The sequence below is a fragment of the Mycoavidus sp. HKI genome, assembly GCF_020023735.2.
Classification (GTDB): domain Bacteria; phylum Pseudomonadota; class Gammaproteobacteria; order Burkholderiales; family Burkholderiaceae; genus Mycoavidus.
Window position 1 is genome coordinate 1,024,907 of sequence record NZ_CP076444.2, and the last position, 21,362, is coordinate 1,046,268.

The window sequence follows — 21,362 nt, forward strand, 5'->3', positions numbered from 1 at the left end:
TTGCACATTTTTGCACATCCTATTTTTAGGACATGGTCATTAACAGCTGCGTTAGAATGAATGCTGTTAAACTTTTTTGCTACGCAGTAAGCGTAAGCCATGTGCAATGCAATACAGATTTTTGCGCCGGCTGTTGGCCGTTTTGGGCCTTGCCCTAATCGCCGTTTCTTTAACTGGGTGCAGTTCATCATCGGGGTACTACCGGGTACGGCGCGGCGATACTTTAGGCCGTATTGCACAACGTCACGGCGCCAATGCGAAAGATTTAGCACGTTTGAACCGTCTGTCTAAACCTAATGCCTTGGCGGTTGGCCAAAGACTGCGCGTCAAACCCTCTGGGCGCCGCAGAGCGCCGGTTCGCACAGCTCACACTCCACCGCCTCGCTCAGCGCAAGTACTTTCCAATTTGCCGTCTAGTATAACAAATATACCTGCTTCTGTTTCGTTTGCCTGGCGCTGGCCCGCTCAAGGAGCAATTATCCGTGGCTTTGATGGAATAAATAATAAAGGCATCAATATTGCTGGCAAGGGGGGGGACCCAGTCTATGCCGCAGCAGATGGCACCGTTGTGTATGCAGGCAATGGGCTGCGCGGCTATGGTAACTTACTTATTATTAGACATCCTGCCGATTTTTTAACCGCCTATGCCCATAATCGGAGGTTATGTATTCCTGAAGGACAAAATGTAAAAAGAGGGCAACTCATTGCCCAAATGGGGAATACGGATAGCACAGATGTGATGCTTCACTTTGAGGTGCGTTACAAGGGCCGCTCGCTTGATCCACTACGCTATTTGCCTGCTCGTTAGAAGGGGGTTATGTGTTAGAATCCGCCTTTATCCAAAGGCCTTGCGCCATTTATTTCTGCCCATAGCTCAGTTGGATAGAGCATCGGCCTTCTAAGCCGAGGGTCGGGGGTTCGAATCCCTCTGGGCAGGCCATTCTGCGTATTTATGAGTCGCACGACCACTCTGCTTGCCATTGATACATCCACCGAATTTTGTTCTGTGGCGCTTGCGGTAAGCTCGACCGCGAGGGCACAATCGCAACTTTTTATCCGGCATGAATTGACGGGAGCCGCCGCCAGTTCGCGTGTGTTGCCGGCTGTGCAAGAAGTATTCGCTGAGGCCCAGCTCAATCTGCGTGAGTGCACGGCGCTGGCTTTTGGAGTGGGGCCCGGCTCGTTTACCGGCTTGCGTACTGCAACCGGCGTGGTACAAGGATTAGCCTTTGCGCTGCAGGTGCCGGTGGTGCCGGTGAGCACTTTGCTGGCTTGTGCGCAAGCTGCGCGTGAGCGCGCGCCAGCGATCACAAGAGTGCTGGCAGCACTGGATGCGCGTATGAATGAAGTGTATTGGGCGCAGTTTGACTGGGATCAAAACACACATAGTTGGCAGATTGTGCAACCTGTGACACTTACCTCACCTGAAGCTGTCAAAATCCCAGATGCTCCATTCACCCTGGCGGGCAATGCTGCCGATATCTTTGGCGAGCGGCTTGCTGCTTTGCCACACGCAGCGAGTATTGATCGGTTAGCGCTGCCTCATGCAGCGGCGATTGCGACCCTGGGTTTATGCAGTTTGCGGGCGGGTCATACTGTGTCTGCTGAATGTGCGATGCCGCTTTATATTCGCAATAAAGTGGCCTTGACGACTGCCGAGCGCGCGGCTCAAGCGACTAGCAGTTCATCCATGCCTAGCCATGCGGCTACTATCCAGCGAGGATGAGCGGATGAGTGCAGTCATGCCTACGGCATATCATTTTGCGGCAATGCGTCAGATTGATTTATCTGAAGTGATGGCCATTGAGCATGTTGCCTATGCTTTTCCATGGAGCCTGGTTCACTTTGAAGATGCGTTACATAATAATAATCTTGGCATTTGCATGCGTGATATCGGTGGGACCCTACTAGGCTACTGTGTTTTAATGCCAGTTGTGGACGAAATGCATATATTAAATTTATGTGTCGCGCCACCTGCTCAGGGCAGCGGTATGGGCCACGCGCTGCTGAATGCAGCCATCCAATGCACGCGTACGGCAAAGTTGCCTCAGCTTTTACTTGAAGTAAGATCATCGAATCAGCGTGCCCTCCGGTTATATCAGCAATTTGGCTTTATGGTTATCGGCCACCGGAAAGGCTATTATTTAGCCCAACATGGCACGCGTGAAGATGCGACTGTCATGCGGTTGACATTATCCATGGAGAGTGCGGATGTCTCGACCTGATCCGATTTTAGAAGAACTGGGTTTGATGCCGGTGTGGGTGAGGCGTGCCTCGGATACAGCCAACGTTGCTGGGCCTGTGGCGGTTGATCCAAGCCCAATCACGAGCATCGAGGCGCAAACAAAAGAACTTGAAGCCACGCCTGGCTCGTTCCCAGTTTCCTCTGAAACGCCAATTAACCTGCTTGATTGGGACACCCTCAAAGCACGCGTTGCCAATTGTACGCGTTGCCGGTTATGCGAAAAGCGCACTCAAACGGTATTTGGCACTGGCGATGAAAAGGCGAGTTGGATGCTCGTAGGCGAAGCGCCTGGCGCAAATGAAGACCGCTTAGGAGAGCCTTTTGTGGGGCAGGCCGGTAAGCTACTTGATAATATGCTGCGCGCAGTAGGGCGCACGCGTAATAACGGTGTCTATATTGCGAATGTCATCAAATGCCGCCCGCCTGGCAATCGTGATCCTCAATTTGATGAAGTGGCTCAATGTGAGCCGTATCTAAAACGACAGCTAGCGATCATTCGACCGCAACTGATTATCGCGCTTGGCCGCTTTGCGGCGCAAAGTTTACTCAAAACCGATGCCAGTATTTCATCGTTACGGACGCGTGTGCATCAATATGAAGGCGTGCCTGTGATTGTCACGTATCACCCAGCTTATTTGTTGCGCAATTTACCTGATAAAGCAAAAGCGTGGGCGGATCTATGCCGAGCGCAAGAAATTTATCAAGAAATAAGCCGTTAGTTAATTTCAATTCTTGTTTTGGCGTATCGCGATAATGGTTGGGATACGAACTACCGCCACCTTAATTGCAGACCTTCCTGTCTACCCAGACGTTCAATGCTGGTTAAGTATGGCATATTGCGCTCCTACTCTAATACGTACAATTCAATGAAATGTAAGTGCTTTGATTTTATCGTCAGAAAGTTTAGTGGCTTGCTTGATCAAATCTAGCGTGACACCTCTTGCTAGCAAATTTTTAGCAATTTCAAGCGCAGCTTTTTGCCAACCTTCGAGCAGTCCTTTTTGCTGTCCTTCAAGTAGCCCTTTTTGCCGGCCCTCTTCAATTAAATATTGTGCAGCAGACATAATATCCTCCTGATAATGTGGTGCGATGTTAATCATAGATTGGACAAATTGCGTGTCTATTCCTCGGCCTTCCTTTGCTAGATAATATAGTAATGCTTGTCTTTTTTCAATCGAAATTGGATAACGCTCAAATAGCTCAAATATTTTTGGTGCAAGCTCCATCAATTCCCGATCATGAATGTATTTTTGCGCCAATTCCATTACTGCACAACGTTTATGTGTCATCAACACTTCGTCTGGTATAGTCGATAACGCAATCAGTTGAATGGGTTCTGTTAACGCAAATATTTTTTGTGCTATTGGCTTGTGTCTGAAACACTCTAAGAGACAGAGTGAGCCTTTATATGGATCTGCACCCCGATAAAAAATTAATGGCAATACCACCGGTAGCAATGTATCGCCTTGATTAAGGTGTTGTTTCATGATGGCACTTTGATAACGCCACAGCTTAAAAGGCGTTAACTTACCCACCGCACTTTCATGTTCTAGCAGGATATACGCTAAGCCTTGGTTTTTCATTACGTGGACTGAATAGACAATGTCGCTGTAATGTTGGCTTAAATTGGACTCAACGAATGCGCCTGGAGCAAGGGATAGAGTATTGAAATCAAATTCTTGTTGCCAAGAGTCAGGCAAATGGATTTGTAGAAATTCTTTGGCAATCTCGACATCCATAAGAAATAATTTAAATAAGGCATCGTGCGGCATTGATAAGTTGTTCATCTAGCATTTATCTTGTTTGTTGACTTACCGCCAACATGTTGAGAATGCTAAATATTCTGGCACGATGCCCCAATAATAAATACTAGGCTGAATGGCTAATTTGTTTTCCCTGAAAGAGTTCTTTTTAATGAAGGATTATTCGATCTTCCACATTTAACAAACACCAGCGGCTATCTATGTGAATTTGACAAAACTCGCTACGATGATGTGCTTTTCGCTCAGCACGAGATTGAGTATGCGCCTTCCCTAAACCGTGCAGACATTAAAAGAAAAGCGGAGTTTTTTGCCGGGCGTTATGCTGCGCATCAGGCCATTAAAAGGCTGGGGACAGTTGTCATGATGGCTACCACCACTGATAAAAATGATGCACCGGACCGATGCCGCTTCCTACCGTCAATCTTGAGCTATTGATTAAGGCCTGGGTCAGGTAAGCCTTGGCATCACTGACCGCACTTTCTAAATCTAGCCGTTGCGGTCTTAAGGCCGCAATCGCCGAGGACAACGTGCATCCTGTGCCATGGGTATGGGGACTTAGAACGCGTGCGCCACCCAGGCGGGCATTGCCATTTGCTTCAATCAACCAATCAGGGCTGAATTCACCATTCAGGTGGCCGCCCTTCATCAAAACCGCGCGCGCGCCTAGAGCCCGTAGTGCTTCGCCTTGGCGTACCATCTCTTCTTCACTGGTCGCGCAGTCTTGTTCGAGCAAAGCGGCTGCCTCAGGCAGATTTGGGGTAACCAACTCGGCCAGGGGCATGAGTTCTTCGCGTAAGGTGGCAATGGCCTCTGTATCGAGCAGTGCATGCTTGCTTTTTGAGAACATCACCGTATCCAGAATCACATGCGCTGGTTGGTAGCGGCGCAACGCAGCCGCTACCGCCCGCACAATACCTGCATTCGCAAGCATACCGATTTTGATGGCATCAATCTTGATATCGCTTAAGACAGCGTCGATCTGTGCGCTGACAAATTCTGCTGTCGGCGTATAAACGCTTTGTACGCCATGAGTATTTTGTGCGGTGAGGGCAGTAATCACCGTTGCTCCATACACGCCCAGCGCTGAAAAAGTTTTCAAATCAGCCTGCACGCCAGCGCCACCTCCAGAGTCGGAGCCTGCGATTGTGAGTACATTGTGAATAGAAGTAGACATAGAGAGCTTCCTTGGCATTTCCCTAAGCTAGAGGTTAATGTTTATGCTCGCCAATCAACGCCACTGAATCAAATTGGCGTTGATTGGCTTGATGTAAGCGCATCAAAGCCCACATCATGAGGCAAACCGAGATACCGAACAAGACGATTACTAATTTAACTGAAATATCAAACCAAATCAGAGCCGAATATAGGCACAGCATCACCAGGACTGACAAATTCTCGTTGAAATTTTGCACTGCAATTGAGTGGCCAGCGGAAAGTAAAACATGTCCTCGATGCTGCAGCAAGGCATTCATCGGCACTAAGAAAAAGCCTGAAAGTAGACCGACTATCAGTAAGAGCAGATTAGCCAGCACCAAATACATAGGTATTTGTAGATAACCCAGATTTAAGATCCAGGTTGGCGCAAGATCATGCGTGATAAATGCCATCACGATTAGCGCCAGGCCCATTAAAATGCCGATTGGCAGGACACTGAGCGAGCGCTGCAGTGGAATTTTGGTGGCGGCAATGATGGCGCCTATCGCTACCCCTAACGAGACTACGATCTGTAGCGCCGCTCCTTGGGACAAGCTCATGCCAAGCGATATCTCCGCCCATTTCAGTACAATAAATTGCAAGCTCGCGCCTACGCCCCAAAATAAAGTCGTGACGGCAAGCGAAATCTGGCCAAGCTTGTCACGCCATAGGGTGACAAAGCAATGAGAAAAATCGGCCAATAAGCGCAACGGATTAGATTGCTGTTTTGGATAGCGGGCGCCGGTATCTGGAATGCCAAGATTAAACGCTGAGGCCAGAATATAAACCCCGGTAATCACCAGCATGGCAGCTTGTGTGCGGGTCTCGATTAACGGTAGATTGAGTTCAAGTAGATGACGCGCAATCGGAGGGCTAATCAAGAGGCCGCCAAGCGCTGTGCCAAGAATGATTGAGCTAACCGTCGTACCTTCAATCCAACCATTTGCAGCAACTAATTTTTCAGGCGGTAGCAGTTCAGTGAGAATGCCATATTTGGCAGGTGAATAGGCGGCTGCGCCAAAACCTACAATGCCATAAGCTAGTAGTGGGTGGGCGCCAAACAACATAGTTAGGCAGCCGGCTACTTTAATGGCATTGGTGATCAACATCACCCGGCCTTTGAGCATAGAATCGGCAAAAGCGCCGACAAAAGCCGCCAGTAGCACATAAGAGAGCACAAAAAAAAGCTTCAGCAGCGGAGTCATCCACTGCGGTGCAAGTAGATCGCTCAGTAAAGCGATGGCAGCGATGAGTAAAGCATTGTCGGCCAGCGAAGAAAAGAACTGTGCGGCCATAATAATGTAAAAACCTTTTTTCATTGAAATCAAATAGCCTAGGCTACTGCGAAAAGAGTTATGCAAAAGAGGGTTGTTTTCGTGACGTTATAACACGAAAATACGGTTTTCTAAGTGAACAACCTTAAGACAACACGATTTGTCCCTACCATCATAATCCATGCCCCGTCCAATTTCTGCCGCTATTAATCTGATCGCACTGGCTCATAATCTCGAGATTATCCGCCACCTTGCGCCGCACTCCAAAATCTGGTCTATCGTTAAAGCGAATGCTTACGGGCATGGACTTGCCCATGCTTTGCGAGGACTTTGTAAGACCGATGGTTTTGGCGTGATTGATGTTGAGTCCGGGATTAAATTGCGGGAGCTTGGCTGGGCGGGGCCGATTTTGTTGCTTGAAGGATTTTTTCATCCTAGCGACCTTGAAATGGTCGATCGTTACAGTTTGAGTACCGCAATTCATTGCGATGCACAGTTGCAAATGCTTGTCGCAGCACGCTTAAGCAAGCCAATCAATATTCACTTAAAAATGAATACCGGCATGAACCGGCTTGGCTATCGGCCAGAGTTATATCAAGCTGCTTGGCAACGTGCTCGTGACTGCACGAATATCGGTCAAATTACGCTCATGACGCATTTTTCTGATGCCGATAACGGCCGCGGCATTGAACACCAAATGGATGAATTTGAACGCGGCGCCAAAGAGTTGGCTGGCTCGCGTTGCCTAGCCAATTCGGCTGCTGTGCTGTGGCATGCGCGCGCCCATGCCGACTGGGTGCGCCCAGGAATATTACTCTATGGCGCATCCCCCTCTAGCGCGGTGGCAGCGCTTACCGGCCACGGCTTTTTGCCCGCAATGACGCTGACCAGTGAGATTGTTGCCGTGCAAAACCTAACGCCAGGAGACACCGTAGGCTATGGTTCTACTTATATAGCAGAAAAACCCATGCGCATTGGCGTAATAGCGTGTGGTTATGCAGATGGTTACCCACGCGCCGCTCCTCCTGGCACACCAGTCATCGTAGATGGCGTGCGGACTCAGCTTGTTGGCCGCGTGTCGATGGATATGATGACGGTTGATTTAACCTCACTACCCAACGCCGGCATTGGCTCTAACGTACAATTATGGGGTGCGCAGCTAGCGGTTGACGAGGTTGCACAGGCTTGTGGCACGATAGGGTACGAGTTGTTATGCGCGCTTGCGCCGCGCGTCTCTGTACAGGTGAGCTAAGATGGCGAAAAAAACACTTTATGCCTGTGGTGTTTGTGGCGCGCAGTCGCCCAAATGGCAAGGGCAGTGTCTTGCCTGCAATGCATGGAATTCACTGATTGAGACCGTGGCTGAAGCACCCGCCACCCACCGCTATCAAGCGCTAGCCAAGACCGCTCCGGTGCAAAAACTGGCGACCATCGAGGCCGCCGATGTGCCACGCTTTTCAAGCGGCATTCAAGAGTTTGACCGGGTGCTTGGTGGTGGTTTAGTGGCAGGTGGGGTGGTCCTAATTGGCGGAGACCCGGGCATTGGTAAATCAACCCTGTTATTGCAGTCGCTTGCCGTCTTGGCCCGTGAGCGCCGCGCGCTTTATGTGAGCGGCGAAGAGTCGTCTGCACAAATCGCCTTGCGGGCGCAGCGCTTGGGTCTAATGGAAAGCACGGCGCCCGCAAGCGAACTGCATTTGCTGGCCGAGATTCAGCTCGAGAAAATACAAGCAGCAATTACTGCTGAACGGCCGGCAGTGGCGGTTATTGATTCGATCCAAACCGTCTATTCAGAGGCGCTGAGCTCAGCGCCTGGCTCAGTTGCCCAAGTCCGCGAATGTGCCGCGCAACTCACGCGCTTAGCCAAGCAAATGGGCGTGACTATCATTATGGTCGGCCATGTGACCAAAGAAGGCAGTCTGGCCGGGCCGCGGGTGCTGGAACATATTGTTGACACAGTGCTGTATTTTGAGGGGGATACTCATTCCGCCTACCGGCTGGTGCGGGCCTTTAAAAATCGCTTTGGCGCAGTCAATGAGCTCGGGGTGTTTGCGATGACCGAGCGCGGTTTGCGCGGGGTGGCGAACCCCTCTGCGCTTTTTCTATCACAACATGAACACAGAGTGCCCGGCTCTTGTGTATTAGTGACCCAAGAAGGCTCGCGGCCATTATTGGTTGAGATTCAGGCCTTAGTCGACACCGCTCATATACCCAATCCCCGTCGACTCGCAGTGGGGCTTGAGCAAAATCGGTTGGCGATGTTATTGGCGGTATTAAACCGGCATGCAGGCATTGCGTGTTTTGATCAAGACGTGTTTTTAAATGCCGTAGGGGGCGTCAAAATCTCTGAGCCAGCCGCGGATCTTGCAGTGTTGCTGGCAATTCAATCCTCCCTGCGCAACAAACCGTTGCCTAACGGCTTAGTGGTATTTGGCGAAATTGGGCTGGCTGGCGAAATCCGCCCCTGCCCACGCGGACAAGAGCGCTTGAAGGAAGCGGCCAAGCTTGGTTTTTCAATGGCTTTGATTCCAGCCGCAAACGCCCCTAAGCAGCCGATTGAAGGGCTTGAAATAATCGCTGTTGAGCGGATTGAAAAAGCGATTGAACAGATACGGGCACGCAATAATAATTCATGATGGCCAACCTACCTGTGCGCCCGTGCATTCAGTTGATATGCGTGCCAGTTTGCAGCACCATATGCAAAAATGCTTTGCACAGCTCGGCTTAGCCATTTTTTTAATGAAAGCTATTTCCGTCGCACCCAGCGGATAAAAAACCATATCCCTACTAGCGCATTGCAGAGCACGAGCATCCATTCTGTCGGCTTGATGCTAACAGCATTTGCACTGTAGAGCGCAGGTTCTACCACAATCGATGAAAAAGAGGCGAGGGCGATTCCCGATAAACCAAAAGTACCGATAATTTTGGTCGGAATACGCGGATTAAGCACCGCCCAAGTTGTAATCAAAAAAATCACGCCATAGCCAATCGCAATTAAAATATTCATGGTTTTCCCAACAAATAGCGCTTGATTGTGCCGATGAAATCCGCTGATTGAATTTCTTTGAAGATTTGGCTGATGACCGCCAACGCAAACAATCCCACCAGAAAATTAATACAAACTTCTGTCTTTTGGCCAGTAATGCCCAAAATTTCGACCAGAGCAGGTGCAATAAAAACCGCACAGCCGACTCCGCTCAGAAAAGTATAGAGCTTTTGCCATCTATGCAAAGGCTCGCCCAAACATTTTAACGAGCAAGCCGAACCCGCGGCGCTAGGCAAAAGTAGGAGTAGCCAGGCTTCGCTATCGAGCCATAGGGCAACCGCTGCATTTACGATCGGTTCAATCATCTTTTTAACTTTTGTGAATAAAGAGTGAGCTTCAATCCAACGTTATGATTTGACATTCTTTCTATTATTTTGACACACTCTAATCTATAACGCCTGGGAGTTGAAGTCCAGCGGAACCTAAAACTGAGGCAAGCAGCAAAGACTGCGTCTCAAACCTTGCGCTTGATGATATGCTGAGAAATACTATACATGTACCGGCTAACCTCACCCTTTGACAAGGGCTTACTGCCCAATCAAGTAGGAACTACTTACGGTTTAATGCAAGCAGGAAAACTTTGAGATTAGGAAAAAAATGAGTAAAACTGTTCCGCTAACGCCGCCGTCAGCCAACCGTCCCCTCTTTATTCTTCAATTCATCATTGCCACTGCTCTTCTAATGGAGGGCATTGACAGCAGCATGCTCTCGACGGCGCTACCCGCTATTGCTGCGAGCTTTCAGGTTGAGGTCATACAGTTAAAGTTGGCTTTTGTTGCCTATTTTTTAGCCATGGCCATTTTCATTCCGATTAGTGGTTGGTGTACAGATCGTTTTGGTGCCCGCAATGTTTTTTGCAGCGCGATTACTCTTTTCACATTGGCCTCGATTGTCTGCGCCAGTGCCCCCAATTTTTATATTTTTGTAGCAGCTCGTGGTCTGCAAGGCGTTGGTGGTGCGATGGTCTTTCCGGTTGGGCGATTAATCCTGGTGCGCTCAATGGCTAAGAGTGAATTCATCCGAGCTTTCTCAAACATAACCATCCCTGCCACCATCGGAACTATCATTGGCCCAATGATTGGGGGCTTGGTGACGACTTATGTTCACTGGAGCTGGTTATTCTGGATCAACGTACCCATCGGCATCGCGATCATCGTAGTCGGCATTAAGTACGTTCCTAAATTTCGTGACGCACCTTCAGCTTTCGATCTAATTGGCTTTCTCCTTTCCGGACTAGGCTTGGCAGCAATCGGATATGGCTTTTCGGTGATGGGGGACCGGTCATGGTGGCCATATGTACTGATAATGTCAGGGGTTGTTTTAATGCTCGTTTATTTTTGGCGAGCAAGAAAGATGGTGGCTCCCGCACTAGATTTGAGGCTTTTTGCTATCAAAACGTATCGAGTAGGTATCGTCTGTGGCTTCATCAGCCGTGCTGTAGGCGCTGGCGCTTTTTTCTTTCTTTTACCCATGATGCTGCAAGTGGGGTTCGGTTTTACTCCTCTCCAATCTGGCAGCGTGATTTTCGCGAGTGCGGCGGGATTTCTAACCGGTAAATTTTTTATTCAAAAAATATTACGGCGCCTAGGTTTTCGTCGGACCCTCAGCATCAATGCGATCATCGGTGGTCTCAGTATCAGCATGCTGGCGTTATTTTTGCCGACAACCCCACGCATTATCATGCTCGCGATCTTATTTATAGGTGGGCTTAGCAGGTGCTTGCAATACATGGCGTTGGAGGCCCTGTCTTATGCGGATATGCCGCTGTCAGCAATGAGTCGAGCCTCAACCGCCTCGAGTGTTTCGAAGCAACTCGCAATTGCGGTGGGAGTCGCTTTTGCGGCGTTGGCGCTAGAGAGCGTTGAAGCTGCGCGTGGAGTTGTTTCGGTCAACATGAGCAATTTTCAAATTGCGTTTATGCTTGTTGCAATTCCTACCATGGCCACCATTTTTATGATTTTGCGCATGGCCCCAAACGCGGGTGCAGAGGTGTCTGGCTACCAATCGACTTAGTCTGCATGCTGTCATTTTCAGAAGACGACTGCACCAATTTACTGGAAGTGAGGCCCACTGTGCACAAGACTGTTAATAATCCAATGACCAGCAGCCATGTGCACAAAACTCGCCTATACTCAAGACTTCTGTGCACGGAAACGAGGCGCGGCCATGGCTGCAATGGGACAGTCAGAAACCAAGGTCAATGATCTATGCCAGGAACTCGGCATTACCCGGCAGACACTGTACCGGCATGTGTCGCCAACGGGCGAGTTACGCCCCGATGGTGTGAAACTACTTGGGCGAGCCTGATTTCATCTTAATTTTCCTGGCACCGTTGCTCGCCTCGAAATGAAAATGCAATCGACTTATGATATTGCATGCAGTCGCCTTCTGAAAATGACAGGAGCCGCTTACAACCCTAGCTGCTCCAAGGCGGCTTGTTCATTAAGCCACGCACTTTCCGTTTCTGCCAACTGCGCAGCAATTTCAGCCTGGCGCTTTAAGGCATTGGCCAAACGACCTTTATGCTCGATTTCATAACTTGCGGGGTCTGCCAACTCGGCATCAATTACGTTTTTTTCTTTACCTAAGCGCTGCAACACTTTTTCCAACTGCGTAATGCGTTGCTGGATCGGCTTTTTCGATTGTATCGCCTGTTGCCGTAGATCAGCTTGGGCGCGACGCTCGGCTTTTCGGTCAGCCGTATTGTTGCTGGTTTGACTGGTATCACGATTGTTGTTTAGGCTACGTTTAGCCGCTGCATCACGCAACAGCCAAGCGCGATAATCATCAAGGTCACCATCAAAAGGTTGCAAACGATGGTTGGCGACGAGCATAAATTGATCGCATACGGCACGCAGCAAATGCCGATCGTGCGAAACCACAATCAGGGTGCCATCAAATTGTGCCAAGGCCAAAGTCAGCGCTTCGCGGGTTTCAAGGTCAAGATGGTTGGTTGGCTCATCCAGCAACAGCAGATTAGGCTTTAGCCAGATCATCAAAGCCAGTGCCAGGCGGGCTTTTTCGCCACCGGAAAACGGGGCGATGGGCGAGATGGCAGTGTTGCCACTAAAATTAAAGCTGCCAAGAAAACTACGTAGCTCTTGCTCGCGCGCCTCTGGTGCTAAGCGGATTAAGTGCTGCAGCGGTGAATCTGCGTCGCGTAGCGTTTCCAATTGATGCTGCGCAAAATAGCCAATGCGTAACCCCTTGCCAGTGTGCATATTGCCAACTAATGGCGGCAGCACGCCAGCGAGGGTTTTAACTAAGGTTGACTTACCCTGACCATTGGCGCCGAGTAAGCCAATGCGCTGGCCGTTTTGAATCGATAGCGTCAAGTCGTTAACGATGGCGACATCGCGGCTCGCCGAGCGATAGCCACACTGGATGTCATCCAAGGTCAACATCGGATTAGGCGCGGCCCCCGCAGTACGAAAACTAAAGCTGAAAGGGGAGGCCGTCTGTACGCTGGCGATTTGCTCCATTTTTTCTAGTGCTTTAACCCGACTTTGGGCTTGGCGAGCCTTGCTGGCCTTTGCTTTAAAACGGCTAATAAAACTTTGCAAATGCGCGATATTGCGCTGCTGTTTGTCGTAAGCGCTTTGTTGTAAGTTGAGTTGCTGCGCGCGCAATAGTTCAAATTGACTGTAATTGCCGCCGTAACGGGTGATTTGCTGCTGGTCGATATGCAGGGTTGACGCACAGACCGCATCCAAAAATTCACGGTCATGCGAAATCACAATCAAGGTGCCCGCATACCGGTTAAGCCAATCTTCGAGCCAAACAATCGCATCTAAATCCAGATGGTTAGTCGGCTCATCTAGTAACAGCAGATCGGAGCGGCACATCAGCGCTTGCGCGAGGTTAAGCCGCATGCGCCAGCCGCCGGAGAAATGAGCCACGGATTGCTGAGTTTGCGCCAGCGTAAAACCGAGCCCTAGCAACAGCGCTTGCGCCCTGGCTGGTGCTGTATATCCATCCGCATCGGCAAAAGCCGCATGCGCATTGCCTTCGGCCAAGCCATCGTGGGCCGCGTGTGCACGCGCAATCTGCGCTTCAATCTCACGCAGTACGGTATCGCCATCTAGCGTATAGTCAAGTGCGCTGCGCTCGGTCGCTGGGGTCTCTTGAGCGACGTGGGCAATGCGCCATGATAACGGCCAAGATGCGTCTCCGGCATCCGCTTGCAAGGTGCCGCGCAAGACCGCAAAGAGGCTTGATTTGCCCGCTCCATTGGCGCCGACAAGACCGGCTTTTTCGCCAGGATTGAGGGTAAATGAAGTCTTTTCAAAAAGAGGCTTAACGCCACGGGCTAAGGTAAATTGGTCAAAACGAATCATGCCTATACACTATAAAATCGGGGAAAAAAGCCGCGCAACATGCATTACCGTGCGCCGCCAAGCGGGAACTCTTGTATATTCAGCTAACTCTACGGTCTCGGCTAACGCAAAATCTGCCTTAAGCATCTTATTAACTTCAGCGGCGAAGGTAGAGTCAAGCGTTAATAGCATGAGCTCAAAATTAAGTCGGAAAGAGCGATGATCTAGATTCGCGCTGCCGATGGCGGCAGCGGTTTCGTCAATGAGCAGCACTTTCTGATGCACAAAACCAGGCCGGTAACGCAATACCTTGACCCCAGCCCGCACAGCATCATAGGCATACAGCATAGACGCCTCGAAAACGACCGCATGATCACTGCATGCTGGAATCAAAATGCGCACATCGAGGCCGCGCAAGACGGCCAGTCTGAGGGCGGCAAATAAAGCCTCATCAGGCACAAAGTAGGGCGTGCTGATCCAGATTCTTTGGCGGGCGGCATTGATCAACTCAATACAAAATAACAAATAGGTTTCAGAAGGATCTGCCGGACCGCTTGGCATGACCAGACAATGCATATCTGCTGCAAGCGGCGCGCGGGACTTGGCTGGCTTAATCACCGGAAATTGTTGGGTTGCCCAATACCAGTCTTCGATAAAAACAGCTTGAATATCTTTAACCGCGGGCCCTAAGATGTCAATATGGGTATCGCGCCATGGCGAAAGCGGTGGCTCTTCGCCAAGATATTCAACACCAACATTATGACCACCGATAAAAGCACGTTCACCATCGACCACCACCAACTTGCGATGGTTGCGGAAATTCAGCTGAAAACGATTCAAGAAACGCCGTGCGGCAAATTGATAGACCTCGATGCCGCCGGCTTTTAAGCTATCGGTATACTGCCGTGGTAGCTCATAGCTGCCAATCCCATCGTACAGAAAATAAACCCGCACGCCAGTGGCTGCTTTGTCCAATAAAATATCTTTCAGCTGCCGCCCGAGGCGGTCATCGCGCACCACAAAAAACTGTACCATCACATAGTGGGTGGCGCGCTCAATCGCCGCAAAAATCGCCGCAAAAGTTGCTTCACCATTGATCAGCAGGCGAACTTGATTGCCTTCTGTAAAGGGCCTCTGAGCTAATTTGGTCAACGCAGTGAGAGTATTTTGATTTAAACCATCAGTCCGTTTGTGATGCTCAGGTCCTTGATCAAGTGCGCTAGCCGCTATTCTTTGCGGTGCGTGACGACGCATTTGCCGATTACACAGCCGCCGTGCATTGACATACCCGGTAAACCGGCTATGGCCTAAAAAAAGATAAGGAATCAGCGTGATATAAGGCGCGGCGACCAATGACACGGCCCATGCCACCGCCCCTTGCGAAGTACGTGCATGCCGAATCGCATGAAAAGCCGCCAGCGCCCCCAACAACTGAATGAGGGCAATGAGTGTCCCAATCCCCAATAAATTGAGCAGCATTAGGCGTTTAAATCAGCCGCATTGAGCATAAAAACAAAATCATCCCCGGCACTGGTGGTGAGCCAATTGAGATTGAGCGTACTGAACGCCGCTTCTGCGTATGCCCGCTCATGCCCAGTCTCAATGATCAACATACCATGAGGTGTTAGCCACTGCCGCGCGCCCTCAACAATGCGACGCACAATATCCATACCATCACCGCCGCCCGCTAACGCAAGCCGCGGCTCATGTTGATATTCAGCCGGCAACTCGTGCATCGATGCCTCATTCACATAGGGCGGGTTGGCGATAATTAAATCATAGCGGCGCTGCGCTGGCAGTGGCGCGTACAGGTCACCCTCGTACAGGTTAAGGCGCGCATTCAACTTATACGTAGTGACATTGCGTTGAGCCACGGCCAGCGCATCCGCCGACAGATCAACCGCATCCACTTTAGCCTCAGAAAAAGTCTCGGCAGCGAGAATCGCCAGACAGCCGGAGCCGGTGCATAAATCAAGCACGGTCTGGACAGGTTGCGTTTCATCCAGCCACGGCGCGAATCTTTCTTGCAATAATTCACCAATCAGCGAGCGCGGCACAATTACCCGCTCATCCACATAAAATTGATAGCCATGCAGCCAGGCTTCATGCGTAATGTAAGCCGCTGGTACGCGCTCCTTGACCCGCCGCTCAAGCACGTGCAAAAGCGCCGCAATCTCGGTCTCAAGCAAGTGCGCATCTAAAAAAGGCGCCAGCATATCAAGCGGCAAATGCAGTGTATGTAAAATCAAATAAGCAGCTTCATCATAGGCATTTGTACTGCCATGCCCAAACGATAACTTGGCTTCATTAAAACGCGATACAGCATAACGCAACAGATCGCGCACAGTCAGAAATGGGGGGTGCATGGGATGAGTCTTCCTAAATTATCAGTTGGGTAAGCACTCTAAAATAAATATTTTTTAGAGGCTCAATATGGTTCAGAGGGATGGACTCATTGATTTGATGAATGCTCTCATTGCTCGGCCCAAATTCAATCACCTGGTCGCAAATCCGGGCGATAAAGCGGCCATCTGAGGTGCCACCGGTGGTAGAGAGCTCGGCTTGGACGCCGGTTTCATGTTTAATCGCTTGCATCAGTGCGCTTGATAAAGCACCTGGCGGTGTCAGGAAGGGTTCACCACTGAGCTGCCAGTCAAGGGTGTACTCTTTATCCTCTTTAAGTCCATGTGCATCAAGTATAGCGTGGACACGCTGTTTGAGCGTATCAGCGGTGCTGGCGGTTGAAAAACGGAAGTTAAAGTTAACTATTACTTCGCCTGGCGTCACATTGGTGGCGCCCACCCCAGCATGAATATTTGAAATCTGCCAACTCGTTGGCGGAAAATATTCATTGCCGCGATCCCATTCGGTCGCAACCAGTTGCGCTAGCACTGGCGCTAACAGATGGACTGGATTGCATTGCGGATACGCGATATGCCCTTGGCGGCCGAATACCGTTAGCGTACCGGATAATGAACCGCGCCGGCCATTTTTGAGTGTGTCGCCGAGCTGTTTGCCGCTGGTGGGTTCGCCGACAATGCAATAATCGAGCCGTTCACCGCGCGTTTGTAAGTGCTCGACGACCTTGACCGTGCCGTCGGTGGCTGGACCTTCTTCATCACTGGTCAGCAAAAATGCCAGCGATCCAGTATGAGCTGGGTGTGCCGCAACAAATTCTTCAGCGGCTACCACAAAAGCTGCGAGCGAAGTTTTCATATCGACTGCGCCCCGGCCGTATAGTGTGCCATCGCGTTGGGTTGGCGTAAACGGAGGGGACAGCCATTCATGTAGTGGGCCAGGCGGCACAACATCAGTATGGCCCGCAAAGACCAGCAACTTGCCCGCCTCAGCGGCGGTGCCACGGCGCACCGCCCAAAGATTGGTTGTCTCACCTGCGGTAATGGTTTCGCAAACAAAGCCCACTTGTTTAAGGCGCGTGGCAATCAGCGCCTGACAGCCCGCGTCATTTGGAGTGACTGAAGCACGGGCGATCAGTTCTTCAGCAAGGGCAAGCGTGATAGACATTTGGTTTTAATAAATCAGGTCAAAGAGCGGCAAGAATCCCGACCACCTTATAGAATAATAAAATTAATTGTATTAATAATCAGCCACTTGAAGGTTTTTGTTCAAGCAATAAATAGAATTAACTCGGGTTAAAAAAAGCACCGTATACATTGGCTGAAAAGCCCACGGCCTGAACGCGATCATTGACCACCAGCACCGGGCGTTTAATCACCGAAGGGCTGTTCACCATCAACTTTAACATGCTCTCTTTATCTGCCGCAGTGGCCTTCACCTCGTCAGATAGCGTGCGCCATGTCGTACCACGGCGATTTAGCAACGTATCCAGGGCAACGTCCTGCAGCCAGTTGCCTAATATGGCTTGACTGACACCGGCTTTTTTAAAATCATGGAATTGATACTGAATACCTTGCGCATCAAGCCATAGACGGGCTTTTTTCACCGTTTCACAATTTGGAATGCCATACATAACAATGTTCATGCATCTTCTCTTAACAGCTCGTTAAGCGCTGTTTTAGCACGGGTTTTTGCATCCACTTTCTTGACAATAATGGCGGCGTATAAGCTATAGCGGCCATCTGGCGAAGGTAAATTACCCGGCACCACTACTGAGCCAGGCGGGACTCGGCCGTATAGGATTTCACCTGTCTCACGATCATAAATCTTGGTGCTTTGACCAATAAAGACACCCATCGAGAGCACTGAATTCTCGCCCACAATCACGCCTTCTACAACTTCCGAGCGCGCCCCAATAAAACAATTGTCTTCAATAATGACTGGGTTTGCTTGCAACGGCTCAAGCACGCCGCCAATGCCAGCCCCGCCCGATATATGCACGTTTTTGCCAATTTGCGCACACGAACCTACGGTAGCCCAGGTATCGATCATACTACCTTCATCAATATACGCACCGATATTCACATAGGAAGGCATCAGCACCACATTTTTGGCAATAAACGCACCCCGCCGCGCAATCGCCGGCGGCACCACCCGAAAACCGCCAGCAGCAAAATCATCTGCCGAATACGCGGCGAATTTGCTTGGCACTTTGTCATAAAATTGCGTATATCCGCCGGCGGCGACAGGCGCATTATCGCTCAGCCGAAAGGATAGCAAGACAGCTTTTTTCAGCCACTGGTGGACTTCCCAGCCACCGCCGGTGGGCGCCGAAGGGCGTTTAGAGGCAATTCTTAAGTCACCTTTATCCAGCTTGTCAAGCACATGCGCAATGGCCTCGCGTACTTCGGCGCAGGCTGATTTGGGGGAAAGCTCAGCACGGTTTTCCCATGCACGATCGATAATAGCTTGGAGTTGTTCCGACATAAAAATAAAAAAAGAAAGTTTAGACTCGTTAAATTCGTTTAAGCCCTTGGCAAAACGCAACAATCCGTTGTGCCCCGGCCAAACACTCATCCAGTTCAGCCACCAACGCAAGCCGCACATAATCACGGCCTGGATTGACACCACCCACATCACGCCCTAAGTAGCTGCCCGGTAAAACAGTCACATTGTATTCAGTAAAAAGACGCTGCGCGAATTCTGTGTCATTCACCCCCAATCCGTCAACGCGTGCCCACAGATAAAATCCGGCATCCGGCATATGCACATCTAGCACCTCAGCTAACAAGGGCGTCACGGCTTGGAATTTACGGCGGTATTGCGCACGGTTTTCACGCACATGCGCTTCATCGCTCCAAGCCGCCATACTGGCCGCTTGTACCGCTGGATTTAAGGCGCAGCCATGATACGTGCGATAGCGTATAAATTGTTTCAGCAGCGCCGCATCGCCGGCGACAAAGCCCGAGCGCAGACCTGGCACATTCGAGCGTTTAGATAGGCTAGAAAGCACCAGCAACCGCTCAAAGCCACGGCCCAGAAGGTGCGCCGCTTGCAAGCCACCGACTGGCGGCTGAGCGTCATCGAAATAAATTTCTGAATAACATTCATCGGCGGCAATCACAAAGCCATAGCGCTCAGAATAGTCAAATAATCTACGCCAATCTTCAAGGCTCAAGACAGCCCCCGTTGGATTACCTGGCGAACACAGGTAGAGTAACTGCGTCCGCGCCCAAACCTCCGCCGGTACCGTAGTATAGTCGCAGGCGAACCGGTTATGCGCACTAGCCGCTACGAAATACGGCTGGGCTCCCGCCAGTAGCGCCGCGCCTTCATAAATCTGATAAAACGGGTTAGGACAGATGACCAGCGCGCCTGGGCGGCTGCTATCGATAACTGTTTGCGCCAGCGAAAAAAGCGCCTCGCGTGAGCCCGCTACGGGTAACACCTCGGTAGCTTCATCAACCGAGGGCAATTGATAACGCGCTTGTAACCAGGCCGCCAGCACCTGTCTTAGCTCTGCTGAACCCACGGTAGATGGATAGCTGGCCAGCCCGCTTAATGCATTAATCAATGCGTCCTTGATAAATTGTGGTGTAGGATGCTTAGGTTCACCCATGCCAAAACTGATCGGTGTTAGCGACGCTGGCATAATATCGGCAAACAGCAGCCGCAGCTTTTCAAACGGATAGGGCTGTAATTTATTGAGAAGAGGATTCACGTCAATGGTCTTGCAGGCGAAATTAAAAAAGGCATAATCAATTTAAGCTTAAGATTGTAGGGCAAAAACGCTCGAGCGAAAGCGCAAGACGCAGCCTAAGCATTGCTTGCACAACCAAGACCAAGATAAATAGAACAAACCATACAATTTTTGTAAAAAAACAGAACACACAGAAAGGCAATATGAATTTAAACGTAAAGGGAGAGGGGCGCCCACCCCTATTGTCCCATAACAGGCAAACTTTGCCAGCACTGGCTATTTTATTAGGCGCATCCGTTTGGGGCGTTATTTGGTATCCGCTGCGGCTGTTAGCCGCGCTCGGCATCTCTGGCACGCTGGCGAGTGCGTTAGTGAGCTTGGCCACCTGCTTATTTTTAGCAGTTGTATTTTGGCGTTCCTTATCCGCCGCGCTACGCTCAATCTGGTCGAATTCGCTCGCTATTTCTAGATACGATGCCTGTTTACTGTTGGCCGCGCTGGCGCTTGCCGGCGGCGTGACAAATGTTGGCTTCGTGTGGGGCACGATTCATGGGCAAGTCATGCGGGTGATGCTGTTATTTTACTTATCGCCTGCTTGGACCGTCTTTTTTGCACACTGGCTATTGCATGAGCGTTTAAATTTAGCCGATATAGCGATTGCGCTCTTATCGTTAGCAGGTGCCATGCTGATGCTGTGGTCCCCTGAGCTTGGCCTACCGCTGCCAGCCAATCTAGCTGAATGGGCCGGACTGATCGCGGGTATCAGCTTTGCGCTGCAAAATGTACTGTCCCGCAGAGTGAGCCATGCGTTACCCACCTTACCCGCCCAGCTACGCACAGCAACCGTATTTACTGGCGGTGTTTTAATTGGCTTAGCATCGATCGTGTTTGAGCCTATTTCGCTTGACCGCCTACCACTTGCACCGCCCGTATTAACCCATGCGTTGCTCTTAACAATCTGCCTGGGCGCGGTGCTTGCATTAAACAATATGCTTGTGCAATACGGGATACAGCGCGTCGCAGCAAACCGCGCAGCCCTCATTATGCTCTTTGAAATCGTGATCACCGCGCTATCTGTCTGGTGGCTGACGGGCGAAATGCCTGGGCCGCGCGAGTGGAGTGGAGCGAGTTGTATTATTGTTGCTACGCTTTTATCAAGTTGGACTCATCGGCGGCGTTAATCAACCCATAGCCGCATTGGTGCGACGCACCATTGCGGCCTCATTTCTATACAAAAATAGCATCTTACTTAGACCTTTTTTAAATTTTGCGCTGCAGCAATGCATTTTTAGAACGGGCATATTAAATCACCGCTATCTTTTATATCGTTGCTACTTAAATCTTGACAAAGATTTTTAATAGATTATCTTAGAAAACCCCAATTAATTTTGTTTGGTCCAATACTAGCCAAATAAACGGGGAGAAAAAAATAGATTTTTTTGAGCTCTTAGCCTTATCTAGCTTAG

General features: G+C 50.3%; 21 protein-coding genes, 1 tRNA gene and 1 pseudogene. 11 read left to right on the forward strand and 12 right to left on the reverse strand.

Annotated features, from left to right (window positions below; all coding sequences use genetic code 11):
• Positions 1 to 106 precede the first annotated feature (106 nt).
• The 5 genes from KMZ15_RS04225 to KMZ15_RS04245 all read left to right on the forward strand — a co-directional run bounded on the left by KMZ15_RS04225 (position 107) and on the right by KMZ15_RS04245 (position 2,964).
• Positions 107 to 808: a peptidoglycan DD-metalloendopeptidase family protein gene (locus KMZ15_RS04225; RefSeq protein WP_223694510.1), complete on the forward strand. Its 702-nt coding sequence runs from the start codon at positions 107 to 109 to the stop codon at positions 806 to 808.
• Between the two features lie 55 nt (positions 809 to 863).
• Positions 864 to 940 (forward strand) — tRNA-Arg (locus KMZ15_RS04230).
• 12 nt (positions 941 to 952) lie between these two features.
• Positions 953 to 1,726: a tRNA (adenosine(37)-N6)-threonylcarbamoyltransferase complex dimerization subunit type 1 TsaB gene (tsaB, locus tag KMZ15_RS04235; RefSeq protein WP_223694512.1), complete on the forward strand. Its 774-nt coding sequence runs from the start codon at positions 953 to 955 to the stop codon at positions 1,724 to 1,726.
• 4 nt (positions 1,727 to 1,730) lie between these two features.
• Positions 1,731 to 2,225, forward strand: a complete 495-nt coding sequence (rimI, locus tag KMZ15_RS04240) for a ribosomal protein S18-alanine N-acetyltransferase (protein WP_223694515.1) — start codon at positions 1,731 to 1,733, stop codon at positions 2,223 to 2,225.
• Positions 2,212 to 2,964 (forward strand): uracil-DNA glycosylase family protein, encoded by a 753-nt coding sequence (locus KMZ15_RS04245; RefSeq protein ID WP_223694517.1) that lies wholly within the window; start codon positions 2,212 to 2,214, stop codon positions 2,962 to 2,964. Before rimI ends, KMZ15_RS04245 begins: the two co-directional genes overlap by 14 nt.
• Before the next feature lie 144 nt (positions 2,965 to 3,108).
• Here the strand turns inward: KMZ15_RS04245 and KMZ15_RS04250 are convergent, their stop codons facing one another.
• Positions 3,109 to 4,032 carry an Rpn family recombination-promoting nuclease/putative transposase gene (locus KMZ15_RS04250; protein ID WP_223694519.1) on the reverse strand — a complete coding sequence of 308 codons (924 nt, stop codon included), beginning with the start codon at positions 4,030 to 4,032 and terminating at the stop codon, positions 3,109 to 3,111.
• 207 nt (positions 4,033 to 4,239) lie between these two features.
• On the opposite strand from KMZ15_RS04250, the gene KMZ15_RS08975 reads away from it, so the two are divergent.
• Positions 4,240 to 4,443, forward strand: coding sequence for a hypothetical protein (locus tag KMZ15_RS08975; protein WP_223694521.1), 204 nt, complete (start codon positions 4,240 to 4,242; stop codon positions 4,441 to 4,443).
• Here the strand turns inward: KMZ15_RS08975 and thiD are convergent.
• Both thiD and lplT read right to left on the reverse strand, forming a co-directional pair.
• Positions 4,376 to 5,182, reverse strand: coding sequence for a bifunctional hydroxymethylpyrimidine kinase/phosphomethylpyrimidine kinase (thiD, locus tag KMZ15_RS04255; protein WP_223694523.1), 807 nt, complete (start codon positions 5,180 to 5,182; stop codon positions 4,376 to 4,378). The genes KMZ15_RS08975 and thiD overlap by 68 nt on opposite strands.
• Positions 5,183 to 5,216: 34 nt before the next feature.
• Positions 5,217 to 6,521, reverse strand: a complete 1,305-nt coding sequence (lplT, locus tag KMZ15_RS04260; protein ID WP_223694525.1) for a lysophospholipid transporter LplT — start codon at positions 6,519 to 6,521, stop codon at positions 5,217 to 5,219.
• 136 nt (positions 6,522 to 6,657) lie between these two features.
• Here lplT and alr point away from each other — a divergent pair, with 136 nt between their 5' ends.
• Together alr and radA are read left to right on the forward strand one after the other, a co-directional pair.
• Positions 6,658 to 7,728 carry an alanine racemase gene (gene alr / locus KMZ15_RS04265; protein ID WP_223694527.1) on the forward strand — a complete coding sequence of 357 codons (1,071 nt, stop codon included), beginning with the start codon at positions 6,658 to 6,660 and terminating at the stop codon, positions 7,726 to 7,728.
• Between the two features lies 1 nt (position 7,729).
• Complete coding sequence (gene radA / locus KMZ15_RS04270) at positions 7,730 to 9,112, forward strand: DNA repair protein RadA (RefSeq protein ID WP_223694529.1); 1,383 nt, start codon at positions 7,730 to 7,732, stop codon at positions 9,110 to 9,112.
• A gap of 110 nt (positions 9,113 to 9,222) precedes the next feature.
• Here the strand turns inward: radA and KMZ15_RS04275 are convergent, their stop codons facing one another.
• The gene (locus tag KMZ15_RS04275) at positions 9,223 to 9,483 is read right to left on the reverse strand and encodes a hypothetical protein (protein ID WP_223694531.1); all 261 of its coding nucleotides are present in this window, start codon (positions 9,481 to 9,483) and stop codon (positions 9,223 to 9,225) included.
• Entirely contained in the window at positions 9,480 to 9,827 is a 348-nt protein-coding gene (locus KMZ15_RS04280; protein WP_223694533.1) for a holin, read from the reverse strand. Before KMZ15_RS04280 ends, KMZ15_RS04275 begins: the two co-directional genes overlap by 4 nt.
• 292 nt (positions 9,828 to 10,119) lie before the next feature.
• On the opposite strand from KMZ15_RS04280, the gene KMZ15_RS04285 reads away from it, so the two are divergent.
• The gene (locus KMZ15_RS04285; protein WP_223694535.1) at positions 10,120 to 11,535 is read left to right on the forward strand and encodes an MFS transporter; all 1,416 of its coding nucleotides are present in this window, start codon (positions 10,120 to 10,122) and stop codon (positions 11,533 to 11,535) included.
• Between the two features lie 150 nt (positions 11,536 to 11,685).
• Positions 11,686 to 11,829 (forward strand): annotated as a pseudogene (locus tag KMZ15_RS04290) (recombinase family protein); the annotation flags it as partial.
• A 101-nt stretch (positions 11,830 to 11,930) separates the two neighbouring features.
• Here KMZ15_RS04290 and KMZ15_RS04295 read toward each other — a convergent pair.
• From KMZ15_RS04295 to dapC, 7 genes are all read right to left on the reverse strand, one after another.
• Entirely contained in the window at positions 11,931 to 13,859 is a 1,929-nt protein-coding gene (locus KMZ15_RS04295) for an ATP-binding cassette domain-containing protein (protein WP_223694537.1), read from the reverse strand.
• A 9-nt stretch (positions 13,860 to 13,868) separates the two neighbouring features.
• On the reverse strand, positions 13,869 to 15,317 hold the full coding sequence (cls, locus tag KMZ15_RS04300) for a cardiolipin synthase (RefSeq protein WP_223694539.1): 1,449 nt from the start codon (positions 15,315 to 15,317) through the stop codon (positions 13,869 to 13,871).
• A complete protein-coding gene (gene prmB / locus KMZ15_RS04305; protein ID WP_223694541.1) occupies positions 15,317 to 16,204 on the reverse strand; it encodes a 50S ribosomal protein L3 N(5)-glutamine methyltransferase in 888 nt (295 codons plus the stop codon). The genes cls and prmB overlap by 1 nt, the downstream gene beginning before the upstream one ends.
• Positions 16,205 to 16,217: 13 nt before the next feature.
• Complete coding sequence (gene dapE, locus KMZ15_RS04310) at positions 16,218 to 17,363, reverse strand: succinyl-diaminopimelate desuccinylase (RefSeq protein ID WP_223694543.1); 1,146 nt, start codon at positions 17,361 to 17,363, stop codon at positions 16,218 to 16,220.
• 118 nt (positions 17,364 to 17,481) lie between these two features.
• Entirely contained in the window at positions 17,482 to 17,841 is a 360-nt protein-coding gene (locus KMZ15_RS04315; protein ID WP_223694545.1) for an ArsC family reductase, read from the reverse strand.
• Complete coding sequence (gene dapD, locus KMZ15_RS04320) at positions 17,838 to 18,683, reverse strand: 2,3,4,5-tetrahydropyridine-2,6-dicarboxylate N-succinyltransferase (protein ID WP_223694547.1); 846 nt, start codon at positions 18,681 to 18,683, stop codon at positions 17,838 to 17,840. Before dapD ends, KMZ15_RS04315 begins: the two co-directional genes overlap by 4 nt.
• A gap of 28 nt (positions 18,684 to 18,711) precedes the next feature.
• Positions 18,712 to 19,917 (reverse strand): succinyldiaminopimelate transaminase, encoded by a 1,206-nt coding sequence (gene dapC, locus KMZ15_RS04325; RefSeq protein ID WP_223694549.1) that lies wholly within the window; start codon positions 19,915 to 19,917, stop codon positions 18,712 to 18,714.
• Positions 19,918 to 20,099: 182 nt separating this feature from the next.
• On the opposite strand from dapC, the gene KMZ15_RS04330 reads away from it, so the two are divergent.
• Positions 20,100 to 21,077 (forward strand): DMT family transporter, encoded by a 978-nt coding sequence (locus KMZ15_RS04330; protein WP_223694552.1) that lies wholly within the window; start codon positions 20,100 to 20,102, stop codon positions 21,075 to 21,077.
• Positions 21,078 to 21,362: the final 285 nt, after the last annotated feature.

Coding starts and splice junctions, on each gene's coding strand:
- rimI (WP_223694515.1), top strand. CDS start 1,731: ATGAGTGCAGTCATGCCTACGGCATATCATTTTGCGGCAATGCGTCAG.
- radA (WP_223694529.1), top strand. CDS start 7,730: ATGGCGAAAAAAACACTTTATGCCTGTGGTGTTTGTGGCGCGCAGTCG.
- KMZ15_RS04245 (WP_223694517.1), top strand. CDS start 2,212: ATGTCTCGACCTGATCCGATTTTAGAAGAACTGGGTTTGATGCCGGTG.
- thiD (WP_223694523.1), bottom strand. CDS start 5,182: ATGTCTACTTCTATTCACAATGTACTCACAATCGCAGGCTCCGACTCT.
- KMZ15_RS04285 (WP_223694535.1), top strand. CDS start 10,120: ATGAGTAAAACTGTTCCGCTAACGCCGCCGTCAGCCAACCGTCCCCTC.
- tsaB (WP_223694512.1), top strand. CDS start 953: ATGAGTCGCACGACCACTCTGCTTGCCATTGATACATCCACCGAATTT.
- KMZ15_RS04250 (WP_223694519.1), bottom strand. CDS start 4,032: ATGAACAACTTATCAATGCCGCACGATGCCTTATTTAAATTATTTCTT.
- prmB (WP_223694541.1), bottom strand. CDS start 16,204: ATGCACCCCCCATTTCTGACTGTGCGCGATCTGTTGCGTTATGCTGTA.
- cls (WP_223694539.1), bottom strand. CDS start 15,317: ATGCTGCTCAATTTATTGGGGATTGGGACACTCATTGCCCTCATTCAG.
- lplT (WP_223694525.1), bottom strand. CDS start 6,521: ATGAAAAAAGGTTTTTACATTATTATGGCCGCACAGTTCTTTTCTTCG.
- alr (WP_223694527.1), top strand. CDS start 6,658: ATGCCCCGTCCAATTTCTGCCGCTATTAATCTGATCGCACTGGCTCAT.
- KMZ15_RS04315 (WP_223694545.1), bottom strand. CDS start 17,841: ATGAACATTGTTATGTATGGCATTCCAAATTGTGAAACGGTGAAAAAA.
- KMZ15_RS04275 (WP_223694531.1), bottom strand. CDS start 9,483: ATGAATATTTTAATTGCGATTGGCTATGGCGTGATTTTTTTGATTACA.
- KMZ15_RS04225 (WP_223694510.1), top strand. CDS start 107: ATGCAATACAGATTTTTGCGCCGGCTGTTGGCCGTTTTGGGCCTTGCC.
- KMZ15_RS04330 (WP_223694552.1), top strand. CDS start 20,100: ATGAATTTAAACGTAAAGGGAGAGGGGCGCCCACCCCTATTGTCCCAT.
- dapD (WP_223694547.1), bottom strand. CDS start 18,683: ATGTCGGAACAACTCCAAGCTATTATCGATCGTGCATGGGAAAACCGT.
- dapE (WP_223694543.1), bottom strand. CDS start 17,363: ATGTCTATCACGCTTGCCCTTGCTGAAGAACTGATCGCCCGTGCTTCA.
- KMZ15_RS04280 (WP_223694533.1), bottom strand. CDS start 9,827: ATGATTGAACCGATCGTAAATGCAGCGGTTGCCCTATGGCTCGATAGC.
- KMZ15_RS04295 (WP_223694537.1), bottom strand. CDS start 13,859: ATGATTCGTTTTGACCAATTTACCTTAGCCCGTGGCGTTAAGCCTCTT.